The sequence below is a fragment of the Telmatospirillum sp. J64-1 genome (genome assembly GCF_006980715.1).
Taxonomy (GTDB): Bacteria; Pseudomonadota; Alphaproteobacteria; order Rhodospirillales; family Magnetospirillaceae; genus Oleiliquidispirillum; species Oleiliquidispirillum nitrogeniifigens.
The window spans coordinates 109,251-122,813 of the sequence record NZ_SBHN01000016.1; the positions used below are offsets into that span (position 1 = coordinate 109,251).

14 protein-coding genes and 1 riboswitch are annotated in these 13,563 nt (G+C 66.5%); of the genes, 11 read left to right on the forward strand and 3 right to left on the reverse strand.

The genetic code is table 11. The features are described from left to right. Positions 1 to 7: 7 nt before the first annotated feature. Positions 8 to 844 carry a class I SAM-dependent methyltransferase gene (locus tag EPD66_RS15680; RefSeq protein ID WP_255448528.1) on the forward strand — a complete coding sequence of 279 codons (837 nt, stop codon included), beginning with the start codon at positions 8 to 10 and terminating at the stop codon, positions 842 to 844. A gap of 18 nt (positions 845 to 862) precedes the next feature. Here EPD66_RS15680 and EPD66_RS15685 read toward each other — a convergent pair whose 3' ends face one another. Then, positions 863 to 1,969 carry a cysteine hydrolase family protein gene (locus EPD66_RS15685; protein WP_142849464.1) on the reverse strand — a complete coding sequence of 369 codons (1,107 nt, stop codon included), beginning with the start codon at positions 1,967 to 1,969 and terminating at the stop codon, positions 863 to 865. Between the two features lie 161 nt (positions 1,970 to 2,130). Here EPD66_RS15685 and EPD66_RS15690 point away from each other — a divergent pair, with 161 nt between their 5' ends. Continuing rightward, positions 2,131 to 2,418 carry a hypothetical protein gene (locus tag EPD66_RS15690; RefSeq protein ID WP_142849465.1) on the forward strand — a complete coding sequence of 96 codons (288 nt, stop codon included), beginning with the start codon at positions 2,131 to 2,133 and terminating at the stop codon, positions 2,416 to 2,418. A gap of 8 nt (positions 2,419 to 2,426) precedes the next feature. Here the strand turns inward: EPD66_RS15690 and EPD66_RS15695 are convergent, their stop codons facing one another. After that, positions 2,427 to 2,681 (reverse strand): hypothetical protein, encoded by a 255-nt coding sequence (locus tag EPD66_RS15695; protein WP_142849466.1) that lies wholly within the window; start codon positions 2,679 to 2,681, stop codon positions 2,427 to 2,429. A 219-nt stretch (positions 2,682 to 2,900) separates the two neighbouring features. On the opposite strand from EPD66_RS15695, the gene EPD66_RS15700 reads away from it, so the two are divergent. From EPD66_RS15700 to EPD66_RS15710, 3 genes are all read left to right on the forward strand, one after another. Continuing rightward, positions 2,901 to 3,851 (forward strand): calcium/sodium antiporter, encoded by a 951-nt coding sequence (locus EPD66_RS15700; RefSeq protein ID WP_142849467.1) that lies wholly within the window; start codon positions 2,901 to 2,903, stop codon positions 3,849 to 3,851. 78 nt (positions 3,852 to 3,929) lie between these two features. Continuing rightward, entirely contained in the window at positions 3,930 to 4,343 is a 414-nt protein-coding gene (locus EPD66_RS15705; RefSeq protein WP_142849468.1) for a tellurite resistance TerB family protein, read from the forward strand. Next, the gene (locus EPD66_RS15710; protein WP_142849469.1) at positions 4,340 to 5,230 is read left to right on the forward strand and encodes an NAD(P)-dependent oxidoreductase; all 891 of its coding nucleotides are present in this window, start codon (positions 4,340 to 4,342) and stop codon (positions 5,228 to 5,230) included. Before EPD66_RS15705 ends, EPD66_RS15710 begins: the two co-directional genes overlap by 4 nt. A 199-nt stretch (positions 5,231 to 5,429) precedes the next feature. On the opposite strand, the gene EPD66_RS15715 is transcribed toward EPD66_RS15710, so the two are convergent. After that, complete coding sequence (locus EPD66_RS15715; protein WP_142849470.1) at positions 5,430 to 6,137, reverse strand: ATP-binding cassette domain-containing protein; 708 nt, start codon at positions 6,135 to 6,137, stop codon at positions 5,430 to 5,432. A gap of 203 nt (positions 6,138 to 6,340) precedes the next feature. Between EPD66_RS15715 and EPD66_RS15720 the strand changes: the two genes are divergently transcribed. From EPD66_RS15720 to EPD66_RS15745, 6 genes are all read left to right on the forward strand, one after another. After that, positions 6,341 to 8,302 (forward strand): PhoX family phosphatase, encoded by a 1,962-nt coding sequence (locus EPD66_RS15720; protein WP_142849471.1) that lies wholly within the window; start codon positions 6,341 to 6,343, stop codon positions 8,300 to 8,302. Positions 8,303 to 8,418: 116 nt separating this feature from the next. Beyond that, positions 8,419 to 8,538: riboswitch (cobalamin riboswitch) on the forward strand. A gap of 118 nt (positions 8,539 to 8,656) precedes the next feature. After that, a complete protein-coding gene (locus EPD66_RS15725) occupies positions 8,657 to 9,316 on the forward strand; it encodes an energy-coupling factor ABC transporter permease (RefSeq protein ID WP_142849472.1) in 660 nt (219 codons plus the stop codon). Next, the gene (locus EPD66_RS15730; RefSeq protein ID WP_142849473.1) at positions 9,316 to 9,621 is read left to right on the forward strand and encodes an energy-coupling factor ABC transporter substrate-binding protein; all 306 of its coding nucleotides are present in this window, start codon (positions 9,316 to 9,318) and stop codon (positions 9,619 to 9,621) included. Before EPD66_RS15725 ends, EPD66_RS15730 begins: the two co-directional genes overlap by 1 nt. Next, a complete protein-coding gene (cbiQ, locus tag EPD66_RS15735) occupies positions 9,608 to 10,366 on the forward strand; it encodes a cobalt ECF transporter T component CbiQ (RefSeq protein ID WP_142849474.1) in 759 nt (252 codons plus the stop codon). Before EPD66_RS15730 ends, cbiQ begins: the two co-directional genes overlap by 14 nt. Next, positions 10,354 to 11,211 carry an energy-coupling factor ABC transporter ATP-binding protein gene (locus EPD66_RS15740; protein WP_142849475.1) on the forward strand — a complete coding sequence of 286 codons (858 nt, stop codon included), beginning with the start codon at positions 10,354 to 10,356 and terminating at the stop codon, positions 11,209 to 11,211. The genes cbiQ and EPD66_RS15740 overlap by 13 nt, the downstream gene beginning before the upstream one ends. 68 nt (positions 11,212 to 11,279) lie before the next feature. Next, positions 11,280 to 13,424 carry a bifunctional diguanylate cyclase/phosphodiesterase gene (locus EPD66_RS15745; RefSeq protein WP_142849476.1) on the forward strand — a complete coding sequence of 715 codons (2,145 nt, stop codon included), beginning with the start codon at positions 11,280 to 11,282 and terminating at the stop codon, positions 13,422 to 13,424. Positions 13,425 to 13,563: the final 139 nt, after the last annotated feature.

Sequence of the window (13,563 nt, forward strand, 5' to 3'; positions counted from 1 at the left end):
AGGTTCGATGAGCGCCAAGCACAAGGCCATGCTATCCTATCCTCCGATGTGGACGGATGTGGTCGAGCTTCGAGATTTCTACGACAGCAGCCTGGGGCAGGTGGCACGACGCCTGATCCGGCGCCAGCTGCGTACGCTTTGGCCCAGCGTGCGGGGACAGCGCGTGCTGGGGCTGGGCTATGCCACGCCCTATCTGCGGCCCTTCCGGGACGAGGCGGCGCGGCTGTTGGCGGTGATGCCGCCGACGCAAGGGGTGATGCCCTGGCCGCCCGAGGGCCGCAGCCTCGTCGCGCTTGCCGACGAGACCGAATTGCCGCTGCCCGACCGCTCCATGGACCGCATCCTGATGGTCCATGCCATGGAATCCACCGAACAGGTGCGGGCCATGATGCGCGAGGCCTGGCGGGTGCTGTCCGACAGCGGCCGGATCATCGTCATCGTGCCCAATCGCGGCGGCATCTGGACGCGGCTGGAACGCACGCCCTTCGGCAATGGCCGTCCCTATTCCCAGGGCCAACTGGCCCGCCAGTTGCGCGAGACGATGTTCACCCCCTTGCAGACCTCGCAGGCGCTGTTCCTGCCGCCCAGCCAGTACCGGCTGGTGCTGCGTTCGGCGCAGTGGATGGAGCGCCTGGGCAATCGCTGGTTCCCCCGCTTCGCCGGCGTGCTGATGGTCGAGGCCGCCAAGGAATTCTATGCCGCCACCCCGGTCGCCAAGGGCAAGCGCAGCCGCGTCGCCATCGCCCTGCCGCACGGCTTCCGGCGGGACGGCGAGGAGCAGGAGACTCTTCCCGGCTGCCAGCCGACGCCGCGCGGGGTTCCGGATACCCAGCCTCCCGCCTGATGCCGGGTAGGCTTATTCCTATTCCGCCGCGATCCGCTGCGTCAGCCAGGTCTTGGCATCCTCTTCGGCACTGGCGATGCGGAAGAAGGGGCGTTGCGCCAGATGGTCGAGGGCCCTGTCTGTTTCCTCGGTCGAATCGTAGTGGAAACCGCCCCGGCCGTCGGGAACGGTGACGCAGGAGCAGCAATCCTTCAGCAGCACGATTTCCGGCGGCGTCCCGCCCTTGTTCTCGACATGGCGGACCATGTCGGACAGGGTCCAGAGCACGCAATGGCTGAGCGCCTGCCCGGCCACGACGATGCGGTCATGGGTCTCCAGCAGATGGGCGATGCCGTTCTGGGGGCTGGCCGAGGTCAGGTCTTCCAGGCGGCGGCCGTCGAAGGCGGTGGCGATTTCCGGCCCCATGGCGGAATAGCTTTCCGTCCAGGGATTGTCCCCCTTGCCGATCAGCACCGGCTGGCTGCACCGGGCGAAGCCGTGGAACAGCATCATGCGCCGTACCGCGCCGACCAGGTTCTGGCCCGGGCTGCCCTTCAGGCAATGGAAGGGCCACAGGGTCAGGGCATAGCGTTCCGCCATCCCCAGGCTTTCCAGATAGTGGCGCAATTGCTGTTCGGCCCAGGAGGGGCGCTCGGCGGGAGGGACGTCGGCGGGAACCAGCGCCACGGCGGCGGGCGAGGGACGCAGCCGTTCCTGGTCCAGGTCGTCGAGCGAGATTTGGGTGAAGGGGGCGGGATGGCGCCCTTCGGCATCCTGCCAGAAGGCGGTGTGGAAGACCTGGTAGGGCGTGTGCTCGTCCATGCTGGCGGCCACGGTGGTGATGTCGGGGAAATGGCGGTAGTACCACCCGGCCAGGCGCTTGAGGTCGTCCACCGCGCCCGTGCCGGACCGCCCGCCGACGAACAGCGCGCCGTCCGGATAGCAGAAGTCGTTCTGCAGGTCGATCAGCAGCAGGGCAGTGCGCGTCCGGTCCTCGGCGGCGGGGCTGAGGCGCAGGCTTTCACGCACCACCTCGGCCATGCGCATCACATGATCGGCATTCGGGTCGAAATCACGGCGGACCTGGCGGTCGAGATCGTCGATCACCGGGGCGACGGCAGCCTGATGGTGTGGAGTCTCGGTCATGCTTGCCTCCCTCTTCGGTCCTGAGTGATAGGATATCCGCTACAAATTGGCAGTCCTGCCGCCCATGGGTAGGCCGCCCGTAAGGGATAGGATGCATCTGAAGCGCTTGCGGGAAAAGCTGCTATAGTGCGCTGCACTATCAATCCTCTGTGGAGTGCCCCATGGAAGAGAAGATGACCGCCCGCCTGCCCAATCTCGATATCGAACTGGTGCGCCGCGACTTTCCCGAGGAACAGGCCGAGGTGGTGACCATCCGCCTAAAGGCCACGCCGGATTTGCGGTCGGTGGCCGGATTCCTGGCGCCGCAGGCAATGATGATGCCGTTCCTGGCGGCCAATCCCTTCCTGCAGATGGCGCAGGCGGCATGGGCGCCCTGGCTGAAGATGATGGGGGCGGAGATGACCGCCTTGCCCGGGCCGGAACGGGAAAAGCCCGGGACAGAGCAATAGGGTTTTCGTCAGTCGGCCAGCGAGGACGCCATCAATTCGCTGAGGGCGCGGTTGCAGCGGGCGTGGCTGGGACAGCCCTTCTGGAGGGTGCATTTGAACAGCTCGGCCGCCAGGGTCAGCGCGTCGTGACGCTGTTGCCTGTCTGACAAGCCGCGGGCGGCACAGGCGACCAGGACGGCGCAGGGGAAGTCCTGATCGGTTGTCTGGGCCGGGGTAGACATTTCCGACGGCATCTGGGCCATGGGCATCGTGGTTGCGGTCATGGGGGGTGCCTTGCGAGGGTTCCCGTAGGGTTTCTGTGGTCTTGTGTGCCTGTTCGGGCCGGTGCGCGCAATCGCGCAGACGTGCAGGAACGCGGCAACCGAGGACATAGCACCAAAGAGGCAGCGAGAGAGGTTAAGGTTGCAGGACAAGTCTTTACGACCGCGCGCAGCTGTCTTACATGCTGCTGCATATTCTATCCCGCCAGGATTTCTTTTTTCATGATGACCTATCTAATGCTCGTGGGCGGCTTCGTGCTGCTGTTCGTCGGCGGTGAAGCGCTGGTGCGCGGCGCCGTCGCCCTGGCCCGCCGCCTGGGCGTGTCGCCGCTGGTGATCGGCCTGACCATCGTGGCCGCCGGTACCTCGGCCCCTGAACTGGTCGTCAGCCTGCAGGCCGCCCTGAGAGGCCAGCCCGATATCGCTGTGGGCAACGTGGTCGGCAGCAATATCGCCAATATCCTGCTGATCCTGGGCACGGCGGGATTGATCCAGTCCATGCGTGCGTCCCCGGGCCTGGTCTATCGCGATGGCGGCATCATGGTGGGGGCTTCCCTGCTGTTGGTCGCCGTGGCCCTGACCGGCCAAGTGGCGCAGTGGCAGGGCGGCATCATGTTCGCCGGGCTGATCGCCTATATCGTCTATTCCTACTGGGCCGAGAAGCGGGGGACGAAGCCGGACTTCCACAGCCAGGAGGCCGAGGAATTCGAAGCCGTGCCCATGAAGCTGCCGGTGGCCGTGCTGGTGCTGATCCTGGGGCTGGGCGGGGTGATGCTGGGCGCCGACTGGCTGATCAACGGCGCGGTGACCATCGCGCGGCAGTTCGGCGTGTCGGAGGCCGTGATCGGCCTGACGGTGGTGGCGATCGGTACCTCGCTGCCGGAACTGGCGACGTCGGTCATCGCCGCCTTCCGCCGTCATGCCGATGTCGCCATCGGCAATGTCATCGGCAGCAACATCTTCAACATCCTGGGCATCCTGGGCGTGACCGCGCTGGTCACTCCGGTGCCGGTCAACCCCAGCATCGTCGCCTTCGACATCTGGGTCATGCTGGGCGTGTCGGTGTTGCTGCTGCCCCTGCTGGTCACCGGCTGGCGTCTGGCGCGGGCCGAGGCGGCGTTGTTCTTCGTCGCCTATGTGGCCTATGTCGGATGGCTCTATCTGAGCGGGTAGGGCCGTCGACCCTCTGCGGACTTGACGCTTCGCGGTGAAAGCCTCAGACAATAATACAACCGGAACAGGGAGCTGCCCATGCTGAACCATCACACGGCGCTGATCTACACCATGGTCCTGACGGCGGCGGCCGACCAGGAGGTCAGCGACGCGGAATTGCGGGTGATGAGCGAGATCGTCAGCTTCCTGCCGATCTTCCGCGACTACGACCGTTCCCGTCTCAGCGAGACCGCCCTGGCCTGCACCGAGATGCTGTCCGAGGAAGACGGGCTGGAGCGGGCGCTGGACATGATCGACCAGGCGCTGCCCCAAGACCGGCTGCGCGATACCGCCTATGCGCTGGCCTGCGACGTTGCCGCCGCCAACGGCTTCGTGTCGCAGGAGGAACTGCGCCTGCTGGAAATGATCCGCCATCACCTGGGCATCGAGCGGCTGGTGGCCGCCGCCATCGAACGCGGCGTGCGCGCCCGCTTTGCGCTGCTCGACAAATGAGCGCCGCCAAGCCTCTCGCCGGCCGCACCATCGGCTTCATCGGCCTAGGGCTGATGGGGCGGCCCATGGCCTGCAACCTTGCCCGGGCCGGGGCCCGCATGATCATCCACAACCGCAGCCGGGGCGTGGTGGAGGAATTGGCCGCCGAGGGAATGGAGGCCGTCGCCGGTCCCGCCGAGGTGGCGGGCAAGGCCGGTATGATCATCCTGATGCTGAGCGACACCGCCGCCGTCGAGGCGGTCGTCGAGGGACCCGGCGGGCTGCTGGAGGGAGTGCGGCCTGGCTGCCTGGTGGTCGACATGGGCACCACCGCCGTGGCCGCGACGCGCCGTCTTGCCGACAAGGTGGCGATGGCCGGAGGCTCCTGGCTGGATGCGCCGGTTTCGGGTGGTCAGGTGGGCGCAGCCGCCGCGAGCCTGAGCATCATGGCCGGGGGCAGCGACAATGATTTCGCCATGGCCGAGCCGGTCTTCCGCTGCCTGGGCCGACAGGTCACCCATATGGGCGGCATCGGCACCGGGCAGGTCGCCAAGGCGGCCAACCAAGTTATCGTCGGCCTGACCATCGGCGCGGTGGCCGAGGCCATGGCCCTGGCCGAGAAGGGCGGCGTCGCCCCGGCCCGCCTGCGCGAGGCCCTGATGGGCGGCTTCGCCTCCTCGCGCATCCTGGAACTGCATGGCGACCGCATGGCCCGCCACGATTTCACGCCCGGCGCCCGGGCCACCACCCAGCGCAAGGACCTGGACCAGGCCTTGCAACTGGCCGGATTGCTGGATATCGAGCTTCCGGCCACCGCTCTCTGCCGCGACCTCTACGACCGGCTGATCGAACAGGGCGATGGCGGGCTGGACCATTCCGCCCTGTTCCGGCTGTTCTCGGGGCGGTAAGCGGGGTCGATAGGCGCAGGGCGCTGCCCAGCACCCGCCAGGAGCCTCGGGCTCCTGGACCTCGGTTTCTGCACTGGCCCATGCTTCGAGACGGCCCTTCGGGCCTCCTCAGCAGCATGAGGTTTATCTTATTGGAATAATAAAATAATCTCGTCCTGAGGAGGCTGCGGAGCAGCCGTCTCGAAGGACATCGGCTTTCCTATTGTGCCGCCCAGGCCAAGGACTGATCCTCCAGATGCTGATGGCGGGTGGCGGTGCTCCTGCGCAGGAAGGGATCGCGCAGACTGGCGAGGATCGCCGCGCCGCGTGCCTTGGCCTCTTCGATCATGTCGCCCAGGATGTCGCGCGTTTCCTCGTCCGTGGCGGTTTCCGGCTCGTCCAGCAGCAGGATCGGATAGTCGCGCACGAAGCAGCGGGCGATGGCGACCTTCTGGCGTTCGCAGGGCGGCAGGGATACTGCCGGGACGTTCCACATCGCTTCGGGCAGGTTCAGTCTTTCCAGCATGGTGGCGGCAAGGTCGCGGCAGGTGGCGACATTGGCATCGGGCAGGGCCTCGCAGACGATGTTGAGGCTGCAGATCGCCGTGGTCGGCGGCAGGACCGGACTGACCATGCCGATGACGTCGCGGTGCAGGTCGTGCAGGCGGGAGGGCGGGGCCTCGGTGATTTCGACGGCTTCGCCGAGGCCGGGAGCATCGACCAGGATGCTGCCGCTCTGCGGCGGGCATTGGCCGTGGACGGCCCGCAGCAGCGTGCTCTTGCCCGAGCCGGAAGGGCCGTCCAGCAGCACGCATTCGCCCGAGCCAACATCGAGGGACAGCCCGGACAGGACCGGAAGCTGATATTCGCCGTAACAGTGAAGTGTAAAGCTTTTGTGAAGGTCGCGGATCCTGATGAAGGGGCGCATGATCACCTCCCTTTAGCGTTTCTTCATTCTATTTTAAGGATCGTGAAGATTTCGCGCCGTACAGATTAAGGTTGCATGAAAGACGCCCCGCGAAAAAGGAGAAGAGTCTTTAAACTTTCTTGATATTGTCATGGGGCTGAAACGAGCCATGGCTAAGGTGCCGCCACGTTATGTTGCTGACTGGCTGCGGAGACTGAAGCCAAATGAGCAAGCTGCACGACACGGACGATATCGGCGTCAACCCCACTGCTGAACGTCCCTTTTCGCAGATCATCGACACCTTGATCTCGCGCCGTGGCGCCTTGAAGGGCATGGCCGCCGGCGCGGGTGCCGCCATCGCCGGTGGGGCGGTATCGCATTTGGTGCTGGCCGGACCGGCCCAGGCCTCGACGGCTTCCGAACTGCCCACCACGCTGGGCTTCGAGGAGGCGGCCCATGTCATCGCCGACAGCCATCACGTCGCGCCGGGCTACGACGCCCGCGTCCTGATTCGCTGGGGCGATAAGGTGGTGGCCGACGCGCCGGAATTCGACGCCAACAACCTGACGGTCGAAGCCCAGGAAAAGCAGTTCGGCTACAACAACGACTATGTCGGCTTCTTCCCGCTGCCCGTGGGCTCGGACAACAGCGAAGAGGGCATCCTGGTCGTCAACCATGAATACACCAATCCCGAGCTGATGTTCGACGGCCTGACCGCCGACAACTACCTCGAGCTGATCACCCGCGAGCAATGCGATATCGAGATGGCCGCCCATGGCGCCAGCGTGATCGAAGTGCGCAAGGAAAACGGCGCCTGGAGGGTGGTGCCCAACAGCCCCTTCGCGCGGCGCATCTCCATGCGCAGCACCGAATGCGTGCTGTCCGGCCCGGCTGCCGGTCATGACCGCCTGAAGACCTCGGCCGATCCGTCGGGCCGCAAGGTCATCGGTACGCTGAACAACTGCGCCGGCGGCAAGACCCCCTGGGGAACGGTGCTGAGCGGCGAGGAGAACTTCCACCAGTATTTCGCCGGCGATCCGTCCAACAGCCCGGAAGCCGCCGCCTACAAGCGCCTCGGCGTGTCGGGCAAGCCGACCTATGCCTGGGGCAAGTATTTCGACCGCATGAATGTCGAGAAGGAACCCAACGAGCCCAACCGCTTCGGCTGGATCGTCGAATGGGACCCCTACGACCCGACCTCGGTGCCGGTCAAGCGCACCGCCCTGGGCCGCTTCAAGCATGAAGGCGGCACCTCGGTGGTCAATCCCGACGGCACCGTGACCATCTATTCCGGCGATGACGAGCGTTTCGAATATCTCTACCGCTTCGTCACCACGGGCAAGTACAACCCCAACGACCGCCGCGCCAATTTCAACCTGCTGGACGAAGGCACCCTGTCGGTCGCCAAGTTCAACGACGACGGCACGATGGAATGGCTGCCGCTGGTCCATGGCCAGGGTCCGCTGACCGCCGCCAACGGCTTCGCCAGCCAGGCCGATATCTGCATCGACACCCGCCGCGCCGCCGACCTGGTGGGCGCCACGCCCATGGACCGGCCGGAAGACGTGGAGCCGAACCCGGTGACGGGCAAGGTCTACATGATGCTGACCAACAACACCAACCGTAAGGCCGACCAGATCGACGCCGCTAATCCGCGCGCCGACAACGCCTTCGGCCATGTGATCGAGATGCTGCCCCCGGGTCCGGACGGCAAGCGCGACCACACCGCCAAGACCTACGGCTGGAACGTCTTCCTGCTGGCCGGCAACCCGGCCAAGCCGGAACATGGCGCCCGCTACCATGCCCAGACCTCGGCGGCCGGCTGGCTGGCCGCGCCGGACAACTGCGCCTTCGACCGCCGGGGCCGGTTGTGGATCTCTTCCGACCAGGGTTCGGCCCAGCGCAAGAACGGTATCCCCGACGGCATGTACGCCATGGACACCGAAGGCCCGGGCCGCGCGCTGAGCCGCTTCTTCTATGCCTGCCCGCGCGATGCCGAAATGTGCGGGCCGGAATTCACGCCCGACGGCAAGACCCTGTTCCTGGCCGTGCAGCATCCGGGCGAGGAGAAGAACTCGACCTTCGCCAATCCTTCGACCCGCTTCCCGGACTTCACCCCGGGCATGCCGCCCCGCCCCTCGCTGGTGGTGGTGACGAAGAAGGACGGCGGCGAGATCGGCGCGTAAGCACCGGAAGAGCCAGCAAGTCTTGCGGGGCCGGCGGGAAACCGCCGGCCCTTTTCTTTCGTGCCGCTTGACGCCCAGGTTGCGTGGGCGATACCTTGATCGCGCTTCGACGCCCCAAGGGAACACGGTCGGAAACCGTGGCTGCCCCCGCAACTGTAGGCGGCAAGCCCTCTTCAACCAGCCACTGGCGATGCCGGGAAGGCGGAGGGGGCGCAGAGCCGTGAGCCAGGAGACCTGACGGCGTCGGATCAGACTGGAAAACCGGGCGGGGTGTACCGGTGGAACGGGGCGCGCCGCGCCGACGCGGGCAATCCCTCCACAAGAAACCCTCCCCCTCATGGGAGAGATCCGACAATGCATATCATGGAAGGCTATCTGCCGCCTTTGCACGCGGCGGCATGGACGGCCGTGGCCGTGCCTTTCGTCATCGCCGGCGGCATCACCCTGGCGAAAACCCTGCGCGAGCGGCCCGAGACGCGGCTGCCCCTGGCGGCGGCGGGAGCCTTCGCCTTCGTCCTTTCGGCGCTGAAGATCCCTTCCGTCACCGGCAGTTCGTCCCATCCCACCGGCACCGGACTGGGGGCGCTGATGTTCGGCCCCTCGGTGATGGCGGTGCTGGGGACGGTGGTGCTGCTGTTCCAGGCGCTGCTGCTGGCCCATGGCGGCATCACCACTTTGGGCGCCAATGTCTTTTCCATGGCGGTGGTCGGGCCCTGGGTGGCCTGGGCGGTGTGGCGGCTGGCGCGCGGCGCCGGGGCGAGCCTGCCGGTGGGCGTGTTCCTGGCGGCCATGCTGGGCAATTTCGCCACCTATTGCATGACCTCGGTGCAACTGGCCCTGGCCTTTCCCGATCCGGCTTCGGGCTTCGGCGGCGCCCTGGCCAAATTCCTGTCGGTCTTCGCCCTGACGCAGGTGCCGCTGGCGGTGGTGGAAGGTCTGCTGACCGTGCTGATGGTCACTTTCATGACCCGCTACAGCCGCGCCGACCTGGGTCGCCTGAAGGGAGCCGCGTGATGAGGAATACCCTGCTAATCCTGCTGGCGATCCTCGCCATCGTCGTCTTCCCGCTGCTGGTCGTGGACAGCGAATTCGAGGGCGCCGATGCCCAGGCCGAGGCGATCCTGGCCGAAGGCGGCCACGAGCCGTGGTTCGAGCCGCTGTGGGAGCCGCCTGGCGGCGAGACCGAAAGCCTGCTCTTCGCTCTGCAGGCCGCCCTGGGGGCGGGGCTGCTGGGCTATTACATCGGCGTTCGCCGGGGCCGTTCCGCCAGCCGGGAGGAGCCGCACCTGGGCGGGGCTCCCGGCAATGCAGGGCATTGACCGCTACGCCTATGACAACCGCTGGAGCCGCCACCATCCGGGTGAGCGGCTCCTGCTCGCTTTCGGCCTTCTGTTCCTGGCCGTGTGGCAGCAGCCTGCCGCCGCGCCGCTGGCCGGGCTGGCGGCGATCCTGGCGGCGCTTCTGGGGGCCGGGGTGCCGCTTTCGGCCTATCTGAAGGTCGTGGCGGCACCGGCGGGATTCCTGCTGGCCGGTACGCCGCTGCTGGCCCTGTCGGTGGAATGGTCGGAAGGCTTGCGTCTTGCCTTCTCGCCCGAGGGCGCGCGGGTGGCGGCCGAGGCCGCCTTGCGCAGCCTGTCCGCCGTCTGCTGTCTTGCCCTGCTGGCCCTGACCGTTCCGGTGACGGAGATGGTGGCGCCGCTGCGCCGGATGGGCGTGCCTGCGGCGGTGGTCGAGTTGGTGCTGCTGATCCATCGCCTTGTCTTCGTCCTGGCCGAGCGCGCCCTCGCCGGGCATCGCGCCCAGGCCGCGCGGCTGGGCCAGTCGGGGGTTCGTCGCAGCCTGCGTTCGGCGGCCCTGCTGGGAAGCGGCCTGCTGGGCCGGGCCTATGTGAAGGCGGAACGAATGGAATTGGGATTGGCCGCGCGGGGCTTTTCCGGCGATCTTGGCACCTTGCGCCAGCCGCGCCGGTTCTCCGCGAAACGGCTGGGGGCGATCGTGCTGCTGCTGTTCGGCCTGCTGCTGGCCGGGCTGACGATGCCGGAGTTGCCGTCTTGGCCGACCTGATCCTTGCCGCGCGCGGCTTGACCTATAGCTATGGCGGTTCCGCCCCGGCGCTGGACGGGCTGGACCTGGATGTAACGCGCGGGCGCAAGCTGGCGATCCTGGGTCCCAATGGCGCGGGCAAATCCACCTTGCTTCTGCATCTGAACGGCACCTTGCGTCCGGCCCGGGGCGAAATCCTGCTGGACGGCGTGCCCGTGGGCTATGGCCGGGCCGAGCTGAACAGGTGGCGGGCGCGGGTCGGGCTGGTCCTGCAGGACCCGGACGACCAGCTTTTCGCCGCTTCCGTCTACGAGGACGTTTCCTTCGGCCCGGTTAATCTGGGGCTGCCGGAAGACGCGGCGCGGCGGCGTACCGAAGAGGCGTTGGAGGCGATGCGTATTGCCGCCCTGGCCGAACGCCCGCCGCATCTGTTGAGCTTCGGCCAGAAGAAACGCGCCGCCATCGCCGGTATCCTGGCCATGCGCCCCGACATGCTGCTGCTGGACGAGCCCACGGCCGGGCTGGATTCCCATGGCGAGCGCCATCTTCTGGCGGCTTTGGACCATCTGGTGAAGGACGGGGCGACCATCGTCTTCACCACCCATGACGTCGATCTGGCCTATGGCTGGGCCGACGAGGTGGCGCTGTTCAGCCATGGCCGCGTGCTGGGACAGGGCGAACCGGCCGAGATGCTGGGCGATGAGGCACTGCTTCGCCAGGCGCGGCTGCACATGCCCCTGCTGCTCGACCTCGCCCGGCTGCGGCATGAGGAAGGCTATCCCTATCCCTCCGGCGGCCCGCCCCGCAGCCGCGAGGCCTTCGCCGACTGGATGCGCATGGCGCCAGCCCGGAGCGGCGGCGGCTGAAAGAAGGCCCTTTGGGTCATCGGCAGGACTATGGCACGATACCCGGAGAGCTTCGTAAGGGTAGGGGAATGAACGGCAGGAATGTCGGGATGGACGGGGCCGGGGGGGCTCTCGACGGCACGGATGGCCTGTCGGACGTGCGTATCCGCGCCGTGCTCGACAATACCGCCGATGCCGTCCTCACCTTCGATGAAGGCGGCGCCATCGGCAGCTATAACCCTGCGGCGGAAATCATCTTCGGCTGGACGCCGCCCGAGGTGGTGGGCAAAAGCATCGGCTTCATCATCCCGGAACTGGCGCCGGTCCCGGGGCAGGTGACGGCCGAGCGGTTCATGGGCCGCCGCCGCGAGGTGGCGGGCCTGCACAAGAACGGCCACAATTTTCCGCTGGAGCTGTCGGTCAGCGAAATCTCCCTGGGCGGCGAGCGGCTGTTCATGGGCATCGCCCATGACATCACCGAACGCAAGGCGGCCGAGGAAGAGGCGCGTAACCAGCATGAATGGCTGACGACGCTGATCAATGCCCTGCCCGAGATCGTCTGTTTCAAGGATGGCGAAGGGCGCTGGCTGATCGCCAACAGCTTCTATCTCGAACGTTTCGGGCTGAGCGGCGTCGATTATCGCGGCAAGACGGCGGGCGAGCTGAGCCAGATGACCAGCTGTTACGATGCGTTGCTGCTGGAAAGCTTCGAGACCGACCGCAGGGCCTGGGAAAGCGGCCGGCCCACCAGCTTCGAGAGCCGGGTAACCGGCGCGGATGGCGTGGAAAGCGTCTTCGATATCACCAAGCTGCCGCTATTCAATCCCGACGGCAGCCGCAAGGGATTGGTCGTGGTGGGGCGCGACGTGACGGAAAGCCGCCACTCGGCCGCCCGCATCCAGCATCTGGCCCATTACGACAGCCTGACCGATCTGCCCAACCGCCTGCTGTTCCAGGAAAGGCTGCGCCAGGCCCTGGCCCAGGCCCGGCGTTCCGGCAAGACATTGGCGGTGATCTTCCTGGACCTGGACAAGTTCAAGGATATCAACGACACGCTGGGCCATTACATGGGGGACCTGCTGCTGAAGGCGGTGGCCCGCCGTCTGCTGCGCTGCGTCCGCGAAAGCGATACGGTGGCGCGGCTGGGCGGCGACGAATTCGCCGTCCTGCTCACCGACTTGGCCGAACCCGCAGACGCCGCTGCCGTGGCGGCGGCGCTGAACCATTGCGTCGCCCAGCCCTTCTCCCTGGACGGCCACGAGATCGTCACCAGCACCAGCATCGGCATCACGCTCTTCCCCGAGGATGCCCTGGATGACGATGAATTGCTGAAGAATGCCGATCTGGCGCTTTATCGCTCCAAGGCCGAGGGGCGGAACAACTTCCACTTCTATGTGGCCGAGATGAACGAGGAGGTGCAGGCGCGCAAGGCGATCGAATGCGACTTGCGCCACGCTTTGGGGACCGATCAGCTGACCCTCTACTACCAGCCGCTGGTGGAGGCCGGACATGGCCGGATCACAGGCTGCGAGGCGCTGCTGCGCTGGTACCATCCCGAGCGGGGGCCGGTGCCGCCGTCCCAGTTCATTCCCATCGCCGAACGCTCGGAGCTGATCGTGCCGCTGGGCCGCTGGGTGCTGCAGCGGGCCTGCCGCCAGGGGGCGGAATGGATGCGCCTGGGACTGCCGCCGCTGCGCATGGCCGTCAACCTGTCGCCCGCCCAGTTCCGCCATCAGGATCTTGTCGGGCTGGTGCGCGAGGTGCTGCAGGAGAGCGGCTTGCCTCCCGCCTTGTTGCAGCTGGAGATCACCGAGGGGATCGCCATGCACAATGTGGAGCAGACCATCGCCGTCCTGGAAGAGCTGCGCGCCATGGGCGTCAGCATCTCCATCGACGATTTCGGCACCGGCTATTCCTCGCTGAACTATCTGAGGCGTTTTCCGGTGGACAAGCTGAAGATCGACCGCTCCTTCATCACCGATCTGGGGCTGCATCCGGACAACGAGGCCATCGTCAAGGCCATCGTCAATCTGGGCCACGGCATCGGCACCATGGTCAATGTGGAAGGCGTCGAGACGGCGGAGCAGTTGGCCTATCTGCGCAGCTACGGCGTAGACGAGCTTCAGGGCTTCTGGTTCAGCCGCCCCATTCCCCCGGCCGATTTCGCCCGTCTGGTGTCGGGGCCGCTGCCGTGGGACCTGCCGGCCAGGGAGGAGTTGGGGGTTGCGGTCTGAGGGTCTTGGCCCGCCCCGCCCTTCGAGACGGCCCTTTGGGCCTCCTCAGGGTGAGGATAATTCCTTTTTTGTCTCAATAAGATAAACCTCATGCTGGAGACCTTTGCACGGAAGGCATGATTGTGATTCGATAGCGGCC

Bases quoted from the DNA above. Each gene is read 5' to 3' on its own strand.
- EPD66_RS15720 (WP_142849471.1), top strand. From the start codon at position 6,341: ATGAGCAAGCTGCACGACACGGACGATATCGGCGTCAACCCCACTGCT.
- EPD66_RS15710 (WP_142849469.1), top strand. From the start codon at position 4,340: ATGAGCGCCGCCAAGCCTCTCGCCGGCCGCACCATCGGCTTCATCGGC.
- cbiQ (WP_142849474.1), top strand. From the start codon at position 9,608: ATGCAGGGCATTGACCGCTACGCCTATGACAACCGCTGGAGCCGCCAC.
- EPD66_RS15695 (WP_142849466.1), bottom strand. From the start codon at position 2,681: ATGACCGCAACCACGATGCCCATGGCCCAGATGCCGTCGGAAATGTCT.
- EPD66_RS15680 (WP_255448528.1), top strand. From the start codon at position 8: ATGAGCGCCAAGCACAAGGCCATGCTATCCTATCCTCCGATGTGGACG.
- EPD66_RS15690 (WP_142849465.1), top strand. From the start codon at position 2,131: ATGGAAGAGAAGATGACCGCCCGCCTGCCCAATCTCGATATCGAACTG.
- EPD66_RS15685 (WP_142849464.1), bottom strand. From the start codon at position 1,969: ATGACCGAGACTCCACACCATCAGGCTGCCGTCGCCCCGGTGATCGAC.
- EPD66_RS15715 (WP_142849470.1), bottom strand. From the start codon at position 6,137: ATGCGCCCCTTCATCAGGATCCGCGACCTTCACAAAAGCTTTACACTT.
- EPD66_RS15700 (WP_142849467.1), top strand. From the start codon at position 2,901: ATGATGACCTATCTAATGCTCGTGGGCGGCTTCGTGCTGCTGTTCGTC.
- EPD66_RS15745 (WP_142849476.1), top strand. From the start codon at position 11,280: ATGAACGGCAGGAATGTCGGGATGGACGGGGCCGGGGGGGCTCTCGAC.
- EPD66_RS15730 (WP_142849473.1), top strand. From the start codon at position 9,316: ATGAGGAATACCCTGCTAATCCTGCTGGCGATCCTCGCCATCGTCGTC.
- EPD66_RS15725 (WP_142849472.1), top strand. From the start codon at position 8,657: ATGCATATCATGGAAGGCTATCTGCCGCCTTTGCACGCGGCGGCATGG.
- EPD66_RS15705 (WP_142849468.1), top strand. From the start codon at position 3,930: ATGCTGAACCATCACACGGCGCTGATCTACACCATGGTCCTGACGGCG.